The 12,282-nt window shown below is 62.8% G+C and carries 7 protein-coding genes; 6 read left to right on the top strand and 1 reads right to left on the bottom strand.

The genetic code is table 11. The features are described 5' to 3' along the window. The first annotated feature begins 15 nt into the window (after positions 1–15). The 6 genes from ACTOXK_RS03100 (at position 16) to ACTOXK_RS03075 (ending at position 10,500) form a co-directional block, all read left to right on the top strand. Positions 16–135 carry a hypothetical protein gene (locus ACTOXK_RS03100; RefSeq protein WP_482279845.1) on the top strand — a complete coding sequence of 40 codons (120 nt, stop codon included), beginning with the start codon at positions 16–18 and terminating at the stop codon, positions 133–135. A gap of 164 nt (positions 136–299) precedes the next feature. Then, positions 300–953, top strand: coding sequence for an amino acid ABC transporter permease (locus ACTOXK_RS03095; protein WP_135970631.1), 654 nt, complete (start codon positions 300–302; stop codon positions 951–953). After that, complete coding sequence (locus tag ACTOXK_RS03090) at positions 946–1,716, top strand: amino acid ABC transporter ATP-binding protein (protein WP_160325045.1); 771 nt, start codon at positions 946–948, stop codon at positions 1,714–1,716. Before ACTOXK_RS03095 ends, ACTOXK_RS03090 begins: the two co-directional genes overlap by 8 nt. Positions 1,717–1,725: 9 nt before the next feature. Beyond that, complete coding sequence (locus tag ACTOXK_RS03085) at positions 1,726–2,418, top strand: histidine phosphatase family protein (RefSeq protein WP_160325044.1); 693 nt, start codon at positions 1,726–1,728, stop codon at positions 2,416–2,418. A gap of 186 nt (positions 2,419–2,604) precedes the next feature. Next, positions 2,605–8,619 carry an isopeptide-forming domain-containing fimbrial protein gene (locus ACTOXK_RS03080; RefSeq protein WP_482279844.1) on the top strand — a complete coding sequence of 2,005 codons (6,015 nt, stop codon included), beginning with the start codon at positions 2,605–2,607 and terminating at the stop codon, positions 8,617–8,619. Between the two features lie 321 nt (positions 8,620–8,940). Further along, positions 8,941–10,500, top strand: coding sequence for a S1C family serine protease (locus ACTOXK_RS03075; protein WP_482277048.1), 1,560 nt, complete (start codon positions 8,941–8,943; stop codon positions 10,498–10,500). Between the two features lie 563 nt (positions 10,501–11,063). Here ACTOXK_RS03075 and ACTOXK_RS03070 read toward each other — a convergent pair. Then, positions 11,064–12,086, bottom strand: a complete 1,023-nt coding sequence (locus ACTOXK_RS03070; RefSeq protein ID WP_482277049.1) for a hypothetical protein — start codon at positions 12,084–12,086, stop codon at positions 11,064–11,066. Positions 12,087–12,282 lie beyond the last annotated feature (196 nt).

Here is a 12,282-nt window from a genome sequence, read left to right as displayed (position 1 = left end):
GACGGCGATACCGCCATGGTGGACGCCGTGAACAAGACCTTGAAGGAGATGTACGACGACGGCACCATCGCCCAGCTGTGCGAGAAGTGGGGCGAGTACGGCATCAGCATCGACAACTGGGTGCTGACTGACTAGCCGGTCGCAACCTCGCTGACTTCCTTGGGCGAACCAGCGAGAAGTAGGTAAAGATATATAGAGGGAGGGCGAAGTCCTGACGGGCTTCGCCCTCCGTGGCGCTGGGGTGCGGTATCATGGGCACCCGGGTGTAGGCCGGACGGCTAGAGAGGAAGTGGAGAGGCGTGGAATTTCCCGTTATGATGGGCATTCTCATGGAAGGCTTCGGGCTGACGGCCCAAATCTTCGTCATTACGCTCGTGGGGTCGCTGCCCCTCGGCATTGTGGTGGCCCTGGCCCGCATGAGCCGGTTCAAGCCCTTGGCCTGGCTCGCCCAGCTCTACATTTCCATCCTGCGCGGCACACCGCTCATGCTGCAGCTTATGGCCATCATGTTCGGCCCCTACTATTTGTTCGGCCTGAACATGGGTAGCGATTGGAAGTTCTGGGCCTGCGCCATCGGCTTCATCCTGAACTATGCGGCCTACTTCGCGGAAATCTACCGCTCGGGCATCCAGTCCATTCCCCGCGGCCAGTACGAGGCGGCCACGGTGCTGGGCTATTCCAAGGCCCAGACCTTCACGAAGATTGTGCTGCCCCAGGTCATCAAGCGCATTCTGCCGGCCATGGGCAACGAGATCATCACCCTGGTGAAAGACACGTCTCTGGCCTTCGTGCTCGGCATCATGGAGATGTTCTCGGCAGCCAAGGCGCTCGCGGCCAGCGAGGTGTCCATGATCCCCTACGCCATCGCCGCCCTCATCTACTGGGTGTTCTGTCTGGTCATCGAGTTTATCCTGAACCGCGTCGAGAAGAAGCTGGATTATTATCATGACTAACGCTGTTGTAACATTGAACCACGGCAAGAAGGCCTTCGGGGACAACGAGGTCCTGAAGGATATCTCGCTGACGGTGAATAAGGGCGACGTGCTGGCGGTCATCGGGCCGTCGGGCGGCGGGAAGTCCACGCTGCTGCGCTGCCTGGCGCTGTTGGAAACGCTGAACTCGGGCGACTTGTCCTACGGCGATTTGGTGGTGTGCTCCAACAACGCCGAGGGCCGCGCCGTGTACGGAGATGCGGCCACCATCGCGACGGCCAAGACCCGCTATGGGCTCGTGTTCCAGAACTTCAACCTGTTTCCGCACTATACGGTGCTGCAGAATGTGACCGATGCCCTCATCTGCGTGCAGAAGATGCCGAAGGACGAGGCTTTGGCCCGGGGGCGCGATCTGCTGGCGAAGATGGGCTTGGCCGATAAGGAATCCATGGTGCCCTGCGATCTGTCCGGCGGCCAGCAGCAGCGCGTGGCCATTGCTCGGGCGATGGCCATGAACCCCGATGTGCTGTACTTCGACGAGCCGACGAGTGCCCTGGACCCGGAGCTCACGCGCGAGGTGCTGAAGGTTATCCGCGATTTGGCGGCCGAGCATATGACCATGGTGATCGTCACCCACGAGATGGGCTTTGCCCGCGACGTGGCCGATCAGATCATCTTCATGGACGGCGGCGTTATCGTAGAGCAGGGACCGGCCAGCGAGGTCATCAACAACCCCCGGCACGACCGCACCCGGGCCTTCCTGGCGAACTACGACCGAGATTAGCCGCACGTCATGGCCGTCACCTTCTACTTCACCCGCCACGGGGAAACCCAGTTCAATGTTGAGAACCGCGTTCAGGGCTGGTGCGATTCGCCCCTCACCGAGAAGGGTGTGCGCGATGCCCGCCTGCTCGGCCGGGGCTTGGCCGATCGGGATTTTGCGGCCGCCTATGCCAGCGACGCCTCCCGGGCCCGCGATACGCTGGCCCTGGCCTTGGAAGCCCGGGCAGAGGCGCGTGCCTGCGAGGGACGGGCTATTGCGCCCGTTCCCGTACGCGAAGATGCACGGCTGCGCGAGTGGTGCTTCGGGGCGCTGGAGGGAGAACCCTCTGAGGCCATGCGCCAGTGCCTGCGGGATCTGTTCGGGGAGGATCTGCCCCGGGAAGCCCAGAATCGGCGCCTCAACGAGATCGCCGACTATCTGAATGCCACCGATCCAATGGAACGGGCTGAGAATTTCGCTGCCATAGCTGCCCGCATCGAGGCGTTCCTGCACGAATGCGGCCGCGCCGTGGAGGAGGCGGGCGGTGGCAATGTGCTCGTGGTGTCCCATGCCCTGCTCATCCGCGCGTTGGTGTTCCTGTACGCCCGCGATGACGTGCCCTTTCCCTCCAAGATCGAGAATGCCTCTATCACCGAGGTGGTGTGGGATGATGGCGCCATTTCCGTGGGGGCCATCGGCGCCACCGATCATTTGGCGGGCTAGCTGCTGGAGTTGCATCGGCTCCCGCCCAACGGTGCAGCGGGACTCTTAACGGCATGTTTCGTTCCCGAGCAAAGACGCTTTGTTGAAAAATCGTCGGGTTGGCGTATACTGTGCGACACCTATACTGACGATTACGTTTGCGTCTTCCTCGGTCCATCGGCTGTGGAAGGCCAGGTGGGAGCAGCAATGAAAGAAAACGTACCCCAAAAGAAGCTGTTTCGCTGCATCCTGGCGGTAACCCTGGCGGCGGGCTTGACCCTGCCGTCCGTGGGTGCATTCGCCTACGGAAGCCCTGAAGAAACATCTTCCGATTCGCTGACGGTGAACGACCGTCCTCTGGATGCCGGCGAAACTGGCACTGGCGAGGCCCTGCCGCCCGAATCTGATGAGCACGCCGACACTTCCGCTGGTGGCGATGGCGTTGCGCCTGACAGCTCGGCACCCGGCGATGGCTCCGAAAACGCCACGGGGGGGGGCGCTTCTAAGGAAGAGGTAGCCGATCCCGCTGTCGATGCCGCCGACTCTGCCGATGCCCCGGCTGTCGCTGCTCCCCCAGCCGATGATGGCATCGTCGCGGCCTCCGAGGAAGGCGAGCCCGCGCCCCAGGCCGACGGTGACGGCTTCACCGACTACGGCGGCCTCTCCATCCAGGGCGGCACGCCCGGCACCGACTACGATTTGGAGACGGTGACCTATACCCATTACTGTCGGAGCAGCACGCGTCCCGCTGGCTCGAACAGCGGCCGCGACATTACGGTGTACCCTCAGTACAAGGCCGAAAACACGATATCCTCCCTCGTCATCAAGAAAGACGGCACCTATCGTCTGAAGAATACCCAGGGGGTTGATACGGCGGTGGCCACCTCCATCCGGGTCGAGCCCGGCGTGAAGGCCGATATCACCTTCGAGGGCGTGAACATTCGCAGCGAACTTCCCTTCAACATCGTCACCAACAGCACCGATAACGGCTCCTACCTTACAACTGAGGTGTCTGCTGACGATGTGAAGAACAAGACGACCGTGCACCTCACCCTCGCTGACGGCACGGTGAACACGCTCTACGCCAACCAGCACCTTACGAAGACGGCGAACACTGCCACCGACCCCACGCGCTATCAGCAGTACCCGGCCCTTCGCTGCGGCGAGGGTTCGGTCCTCGTGGTAGACGACGCGGTCCGCAACGTGGACACGGCCGGCAGGGCCATTGTTCCCGAGCAGGGCATGATTCCCGCAGGCACGAAGTACCGCGATAAGGACGGCGACACGCAGACGGCTACGGCCAAAGGCTCCGATCTGGTCAACAGCCTCTCGAACCTCGACAGCCGCAACCCGGGAGCCCTGAACGCCTATGGCGGCATTCGTGCGGCGGCCATCGGCGGCGGCCCTCTGGAGAATTCGGGTCACATGACGTTCAACGGCGGCATTATCCATGCCGAGGCAAACGACAGAACTGGCAACGGCGCCGGCTGCGGCATCGGCGGCGGCCACGCAGCGGGCAGCACCGAGACTATCTTCAACAGCGGCGAGGTGAAAGCCTATGCCTCCTATCATGGGGCGGCCATCGGTGGCGGCTGCACCTACGAGGGCGGCATGTCCCTGGGAACCCAGTACACATTCCCCTTCCAGGATGCTCTCATAACGCGTAACGCCCACGCCACGGTGGCTGGCGACATCACCATTAACGGTGGCTTCATCGAGGCCTTTGGCGCCGAGCACAGCAATGCCTTCGGCCAGGGTTGCGCGGGCACCAATGCAGGAAAGACCATTCTCATCACCGGCGGTACGCTGCTTCCCCATTGGGGCAACGGCGCTGGTTACCTCGAGATCGGCGGTGACGGCGGTTATGTGATCATCACCGGCGGCTCGGTCTACTGCACGCGCTTCCAAGGCAACGGCGTGGCGCCGGGTCAGACCGCTTTTGCATGGGGCGACGTGGAGAAGACCAAGAAGGTCGGCATGATTACCGTGGACGTGAAGTCGAAGATTCAGGCGGCGGCCGACAAGGCCGGGGTTACGCCTGACTTCAACGCCAAGATGGAGAGCTGGGAGCTTCTGCTTGACAAGAAGCTTTCCGACCCACGCTATGGGGCACCGGCGAACCTGAACGACGGCAAGCTGTATCTCTGGCTTCCCCAAGGCACGAACGCCGATCATCAGATTGATGCGAATTTCTCCTATTATGTGGGAGACAAGCTGCTCACCTCCAATACCACCCTTCCCCCCGGATCGGTGGACGGCGGTGACACCAAGCCGAAGGAATGGAACGTCTTCGAGCTGGACGAGACCTTCGTGCAGGAGAACTGGAACAAGTACTACGATGGAGAACAGCTTGAGCCAGTCGACGTGGAAAAGACCCCCATTCCCGTCGACGATCCCCCTGCCGGCGAGTTGAACCAGAACAAGTTCATCAAGTACTACTATTGGCAGGTGGATGAGGACGGTGAGACGGTCGGCAGCGCGTCGGAGAATACCAAGACGCCCACCGCTGCGGGAACGTACACCATCGAAGTACGCTCCAATCAGTATGCCTCCGACACGAATTTCAACATGACCTACTGGGGCCATGCGGCTACGGGCAGCGCCATCATCTCGCCGGTGACCTCGAAGACCTCCTGGGAGCTGACCGAGCCGCTGAAGTTGGAGATCACCGACGGCGACGGCAACAAGGTGGAGAAGGAGTACACCGGCCCCACCTGGGCCCAGGATGAGAACGCCGGCAACTTCAACACTGCCACGAACAACCACCTTGTGGTGCCCGTGGACGTGGCCAGCGACAAGTTGCCTTTCGGCGACACCTATCCCGACGGTTCCAATATGTCGAAGCCCACTTGCAAGGCGCCGACGGGCCGTCTGCAACTGTACATCGACGGGCGCGCGGTGCCCGAGAGCCTCGGCGGCGTCATCGAGTTCGACCGCGCCGAGCTGGAGGATGACACCTTCGAGAAGGCGTGGATCAAGCAGGACAAGGACGGCCGCGAGCACACCATGGCCTACTTCAACCTGACCCGCGGCCAGCTGGAGGCTTTCGGCCTGGAGGACAAGAGCGCCGAGGGCAACGAGCACCATGTGTATGTGGAGTACACGAGCGCCCGCCCGGGATCCGACCCGCGCGACGAGGCCGCTGCCGGCGCCGCTGTGGCCTCGGCTCTGGCCCGCATCATGGGCACCGAGCCCCGTGAAGCCTGGCAGCCGGCCCACAACGATTCCGCCTACGTGAACTACTACGAGTCGGCCAACGAGGCGGCACCGGTGGAAATTGAGCTGGCCACGCCGGACTTCCGCCTGTTCAACATGAAGGACACCGGCTATGTGCCCAATGGCGAGGGGCTCAGCGAGGCCGAGCAAGCCGCCAACGAGGCTACCGTGAAGGCCAACATCAACGAGAAGACCGAGCGCGACTGGGTTGACCCTGCCACCAAGGAGCCCCGCGGCAAGCGGGAAGAGACCGACGTGTCGAAGTTCCGCGACGAGACCGACGAGGACGGCACGGTGATCGCGACCCATGCGGATTGGTTCCCGCTGTACGTGCAGTCCAACTCCATCGGTGACATCGTGTTCACCAGCTCGAACCCGGGCGTGATTAAGATCGAGCCCAACGACTTCACCACGAACCGCCCCTATGTGGACGGCAAGGTGGATTACGGCGTGGGCGCCGTGGCGCGGGTGATGTCGGCGGGCAAGACCACCATTACGGCCACCATCAAGGGCACGGGCGCCTACAGCAGCGTGACCAAGAGCTTCGACGTGTACATCTTCCCCGACCTGGCCAAGGAACCCGAGCTGGCCATGACCGAGACGGCTTACGATATGTCGCGCACCGACGGCACCATTCGCCCCGGCGACACCTTGCGCTATGTCGTGACGGCCACCAACGAGAAGAACGACACCGCCTGCATCAACCCCGTGTACGAGCTGGGCATTCCCGGCGACACCGACTTCTCGGCCCTGACCATCGTTGACCCTGAGGGCAACGAGGTGCAGGCCGATTACGAGGTGGTCGGCGACAAGGTGGTGGTGAAGAGCCTGCCCACGCTGTTCGGCGGCCAGTCCTACCGCTTCAAGCTGGACGTGGTCGTGAAGACCGATGTGCTGGACAAGCAGCCGGGCGAGAAACCGGAGTTCCTGAGCCATTCCGAGGTGTCGGGCGTCTACGGTATCGATCCCGACGCCTTCGACTGGGATAACCGCATCGATACCGAGAACGGCGTGGAGGTGACCCCGGCCGAGGCCGAGGCCAACCCGACGCTGCCCCCGAGCCCCGATGCCGCTCCCGAACCGGAGCCGGAGCCCATTGTGCCCGACCCCGATACGGCCACCGAGATTCTCGGCGGCGACCTGGAGGACCCGGAGCCGGAAGACCCGAGCAACCCCGACGGCCCGAAGAAGCCCGGCGTGCCCGTAGGCCCCGTGAAACCCGGCTCGCCCTTCGACGAGGCCGTGGATGCCGACCCCGACGACCCGGCGAAGCCGGCTCCGCCGACCGACCCCGATGCCGACCCGGACGATCCCGATGCCCAGCCGCCGAAGCGCCCCATCCAGGAGGGCGACGTCATCGTGCAGTTCGGCGACAAGGAGGACCCGCAGTCGCCCGAGGATATTGCCAAGGAGCTGGACGAGCAGATCAAACAGAAGCTGGAAGAGGACCCCGAGGCCGACCACGTGGACATTCCCGTGACCATCGAGCGGCCCAACCCCGATGACCCGGATGGCGACCCCATTCGCGAGGAGGTCATCGTCACGGTGCCCATCACGCCCGAGATGCGCCCCGACCCGGTGGACCCCGATGCTCGCGACGATCACGATCTCATCATCGTGCCAGACGACGTGGACCCTCGTCCCGGTGGCGACATTACCACGACCAAGACGGCCGAGAACGTGACCCCCGGTTTCGCGAGCCGGCCCAACCAGGCATCGGCCCTGGTGGGCGATACCATTCGTTTCACCATTACCGTGGCCAACGGCAAGCCCGGCAGCTCCTACTACGATGTGGTGGTGAAGGATCCACTGCCCCAGGGCCTGGCCTATGTGGCCGGCTCGGCGGTGGTGATCGACGCGGCGGGCAACGAGTACCGCGACTTCGAGGCCGACTGGGACGAGGCCTCGCGCATTCTCGGTTTTTGCTTGGGCGATGTGCCGGGGCTGAAGAGCGCCAGCGTCACCTTCGAGTGCACGGTGACCGGCGAGGCCCTGGACGGCGACGGCAACCTGTCCAACATAGCGGCGCCCCTGGGCACCCAGCCCTCGCAGACGGTGCCCGAGCCCGATCCCGACAACCCCACACCGGGGCCCATCGAGATCGACCGCAAGCCCACCCCGCCCGGCCCCTACAACCCCGAGGACCACGGTACCACGTGGGAGGACAAGGAGAAGGACGTCATCGACGAGATCAAAGACCTGTTCCCCGAGATTCCCGAGGACGAGGAGATCGTGATTCCGCCCTCCGAGCCGGCCGACCCCGGCACGGCAAGCCCGTCGGATCCGAAGCTGGAAGATGACGACGAGGGACCGGCCGACGTGAAGTTGGTGAAGACGGCCGAGAACCTGGACCGCAGCGACGGTAGCACCCACGTGGGCGATACCGTGCGCTACACAGTAACGGTGAGCAATGCCAAGCCGTATTCCATGTGGTACGACGCGGTCGTTCGCGACGAGGTGCCCGAGGGGCTGGAGGTGCTGGAGAAGAGCATCAAGCTGACCGATGCCGCCGGCACGGTGCACGACGTGCCCGATTCGGCCTACGATGTGCGCAGCCGCGTGCTGGCCGTGGCCTGCGGCGACTTGCCCGGCGGTGCCTCGGTGTCGGTGACCTTCGACGCTCTGGTGACCGAGGACGCGGTGGGCAAGGACGTGGGCAACACGGCTTCGGCCCACGGCACGCTGCCTTCCACCCGCGAGCCCGGCGGTGCCGGCACGACGCCTGGTGGCCCCTTCGTGCCCTCCGAGGGCTGGGACTCCTTCATCGAGGGGCATCCCGGGGTGAGCAACCCCGACCCGGTGTACCCGTCGGCCGATGTGAACGCCAAGGGCGGCATCATCGGCGGCGAGGCAGACGATGACAAGAAGCACCGCACACTGCTGTACCTGGCCCAGACCGGGGATGCGGCCCGCGGGGCCCTCCTGGTGGTCGCGGCCTGCGTGGCCGGCTGCGTGGCCGTCATCGCCCTGGCGCGGTCGCGGCGTCAGAGCCGGCGCAGGGCTTAGGGGGCTGCGGCGGCTAGGGCCGGGGTCGGCCGGGCCGCGAGCCAGGCCTGTCGAACGCGGATAGCATGAGCGAGTGAGCAGGGCGGTTCCGGAAGGGGCCGCCCCGCTTTTCGTTGAGCGCCACGTCCGTGCCCGGCAGACCGTCCTTCTTCACGAGCAAGGGGCCGCCCCGTTTTCCATGGGGCGTCACGGGATGTACACCAGTTGGTGTATCTCCGTGACGCAAGCGTGACGATGGGTTGCCAGCATGGTGGATTCTCTCAGGGGCGTGCTAAGGTTTGCCGCAGCATACGTTGCAACCCTTCTGCAAAGGAGACCCCTATGACCGACATGAACGGCACTCCCGCCCCCGGCGGGAGCACCCCGAACCCCGGCGGCCAGCCCGGCCAGCCGAACCCCTTCCAGCCGGTTCATCCCGCGCCGACTGCCCCGCAGACCCACGGTGCTCCCCATGGCCAGCAGGCCTACGGAGCGCCCCAGCACGGTTATGCCGCGCCCCAGGCCGGCGCCCAGCAAACCTATGAAGCCGAGCCCGTCCATGCCCAGCATGCGGCTCAGAAGAGCTCCGGCGGCAAGACCTTCCTCATCGCGTTTGCCGGTGCCCTGGTGGCCTGCGTGCTCGCCTTCGGCGTGTGGGGCGCCGTGGACGCCATGACTGGCTCTTCCCCGGCCGCCACGGTGACCGACCCCAACACTGGCCAGCCGGTGGTCATCTCGCCGAGCGAGGATGCCACGTTGGCCGAGGCCGTGGCCGCGAAGTGCCTGCCCTCCGTGGTGGCCATCGACGTGTACGCCGCGCCCCAGTCCATGGGCGGCATGGGCGGCCTGGAAGAGCTGTTCGGCTACAATTACGGTTATGGTGCCCCGCAGGATCAGGGCGGCCAGGAACTTCAGATGTACTCCCAGGGCTCTGGTGTGGTGCTGTCCGAGGATGGCTATATCATCACGAACAACCACGTGGTGGAAGGTGGCGCCGCCTATAAGGTGACCGTGGCCGGCGAGACCTACGATGCCGAGCTGGTAGGCACCGACGCCTCCTCCGACGTGGCCGTGCTGAAGGCTAAGGATGCCAGCGGGCTTACCCCCATGGATATCGGCGATTCCGACAACCTAACTATCGGCGAGTGGGTCATGACCCTCGGCTCCCCCTTCGGCCTGGAGCAGTCCGTGGCCACGGGCATCGTATCGGCCACGAGTCGTTCCCAGATCATGGACGCCACCGAGTCCATGCAGTCCGGCGGCTCGGGCGAGGTGACCATCTATCCGAACATGATCCAGACCGACGCGGCCATCAACCCCGGTAACTCGGGTGGCGCGCTCGTGGATGACGAGGGCAAGCTCATCGGCATCAACACGCTCATCACCTCCTATTCCGGCAACTACTCCGGCGTCGGCTTCGCCATCCCGGTGAACTACGCCATCAACCTGGCTCAGCAGATCATCGCCGGCCAGGAGCCCACCCATGCTCAGCTCGGCGTGAGCCTGTCCACCGTGAGCGCCCAGGCGGCCCAGCGCTACGGCCTGGCCGTTGACACTGGCGCCTACGTGGCCGGCGTGTCCGAGAACTCCGGCGCCGCCGCGGCCGGCATCGTGCCCGGCGACATCATCACCGCCTTCGACGGCCAGCCCGTGGAAAGCGCGAGCGACCTCATGCTGGACGTGCGCACCAAGAACCCCGGCGACACCGTGACCCTGACTGTGAACAGTGGCGGCCAGGAGAAGGAGGTTCAGGTGACTCTCGGCGACGATGCTGCCACCCAGCAGCAGAAGAAGGCCGAGACCGAGCAGCAGTCCATGGGCCAGCCCCAGGGCGGCATGGGCGGCATGAGCATCGAGGACATGCTGCGCCTCTACGGCCAGCAGCAGCAAGACGCCGCCTAGGCCTCGAGCGCTCCGACCTGCGTCGCCTCAGCATCGCAGCCAGGCGCAGCAAGCGCTCCAGCCAGCGGCGGCAACGCGCCGCGTAGGGTTCGCGTCAACCTGCGCCGCTTAAGCACCACTCGCGCCCCAACACCTCAGTGGGCCGGCTCCCTTCCCGGAGCCGGCCCGCTTTCCGTTTGGTGGGGGCGGGCCCGATTGTCGGCCACGAAGAAAAAGAGCGGCGCAGATAACCCTGCTGGCTGTAAAAATGGTCCCATAAGACCCTCTTCGATACCAAACCCCTCATTTCTGCCAGCCTCAGAAGATTTTCCGGCAGAAATAAGGGGTTTGGTACCGTTTTTCCCGGCAAAAAGCAGGGGTTTGGAACCCTCGCCCAAAGAAGCACCAGGTCACGGCATCGCCAAAAAACCGCCCGCGATACCAAACCCCTCATTTTTGACGGAAAACCCGAAACGCCCGTCAAAAACAGGCGGTTTGGTACCCAGGAGCCCTGCCTAATGGCTACCCCAGTCTGTCATTAGCCGTTTGGTGATTTTGCAGACTGAATTTCTCCGATGCGGCCATCAATTTTGATTTGCGCTTGAATCGGGATTGACTTCGTTGTCCGAAGGAAGTTCTACGGTTATGCGGGGTGTTGAGATGGGATAGAAAACCAGGTCTGACTTGTCCATCCATAGAAAATGAGATGTGTCTACTTTCAAGAGTGAGGAATCGCTTAGATCGCATTCCTCCACGCAAACGCGATCTTTGTCAGAGAACACGACAAGCCAGGTTTGCTTTTCTTCGGTCTCGTTGTCGACAACAGCAATAGTTGCGGGAGCGCCAGGATACTGCGGAGCGATAAAACCTATGGCGACAAAACCACACGACAGAATAGCTAGAGCTAGGCCATATCGAAGTGCCTGGCGGCCAATTTTGTTCCGTATGATTCCCGCGTTATTGCTTGGAGCAGTTTTTTGCGGCGAGTCTTTTTCGTAGCAGCGGACCGATAGGGGGCTTCTGCGCTCAGAGAGGCCGAAGATAGCTCCCATTCCAAAAACCAGTATCCATATAAGGAGAGCAAGAAGGACGAGTGCGCCAAGAAGTCCTGGCAATGGTTCAATCCAGGAGTCGCTCTGGCCATTTTCAGCGTTCTGCGGGGCAATTAATGTGTTAATTGGCGCGTTAATTATCGCGGTAATTAGCACATATAGTACAAAAATAATAACTACCAGGATGAATAAAAAGCCCCACCATTTGACGAGTTGTTTTAGGATGTGGGTGCACTTCTGGTATTTTACCTCGCGATATGAAACTGAATTTGTTGCAAGCAGGATAACGGCGGCAGCGATCATGATCAAAATGGTTTCCAAAGTTTCCGCAGGGGGAATTTCAGTGATTGGAATGGCGAAATAGAAGGCTCGGCCGAATTGAGTGCAATAGGAGAGGAAGATGAGCACGAAGCCTGCGGCGCTCGCAACGAGGGCAAGCAAGGCAGGGCGTTCTGCACACCATGCAAGTAGTTTGGACCGAAAACGTCGGATTTGCTCCTCGGTGGCCTCCTCCTTCCACTCGGGAGCTCCAAATGGAGAAAAGGTATCGTCCATTGTCAAACCGCCTTTCTTAATCAGCTGCTCGAATGTGTGACTGTTGGCAATTGGGATTGGTCTTTGGACCAGGATGGATATTGGTGCTCGTAGTTCTTCGTGCTAGCCGATGGGATGTCCTCCGGGCTCTTCGTTGAGGCGCCGGGCAAGGCGCTGATCGAATTGCCAAAAACTAGTGCTCCGTGCATTCTCTCCT

This window comes from Adlercreutzia sp., from assembly GCF_056795635.1.
The sequence above is the reverse complement of the archived record's forward strand: the minus strand, read 5'-3'. Positions and strand labels throughout refer to the sequence as shown.

What these genes read in the sequence shown, in the direction of transcription:
- ACTOXK_RS03100 (WP_482279845.1), top strand. Translation starts at nt 16, where the DNA reads ATGGTGGACGCCGTGAACAAGACCTTGAAGGAGATGTACGACGACGGC.
- ACTOXK_RS03090 (WP_160325045.1), top strand. Translation starts at nt 946, where the DNA reads ATGACTAACGCTGTTGTAACATTGAACCACGGCAAGAAGGCCTTCGGG.
- ACTOXK_RS03085 (WP_160325044.1), top strand. Translation starts at nt 1,726, where the DNA reads ATGGCCGTCACCTTCTACTTCACCCGCCACGGGGAAACCCAGTTCAAT.
- ACTOXK_RS03080 (WP_482279844.1), top strand. Translation starts at nt 2,605, where the DNA reads ATGAAAGAAAACGTACCCCAAAAGAAGCTGTTTCGCTGCATCCTGGCG.
- ACTOXK_RS03075 (WP_482277048.1), top strand. Translation starts at nt 8,941, where the DNA reads ATGACCGACATGAACGGCACTCCCGCCCCCGGCGGGAGCACCCCGAAC.
- ACTOXK_RS03070 (WP_482277049.1), bottom strand. Translation starts at nt 12,086, where the DNA reads ATGGACGATACCTTTTCTCCATTTGGAGCTCCCGAGTGGAAGGAGGAG.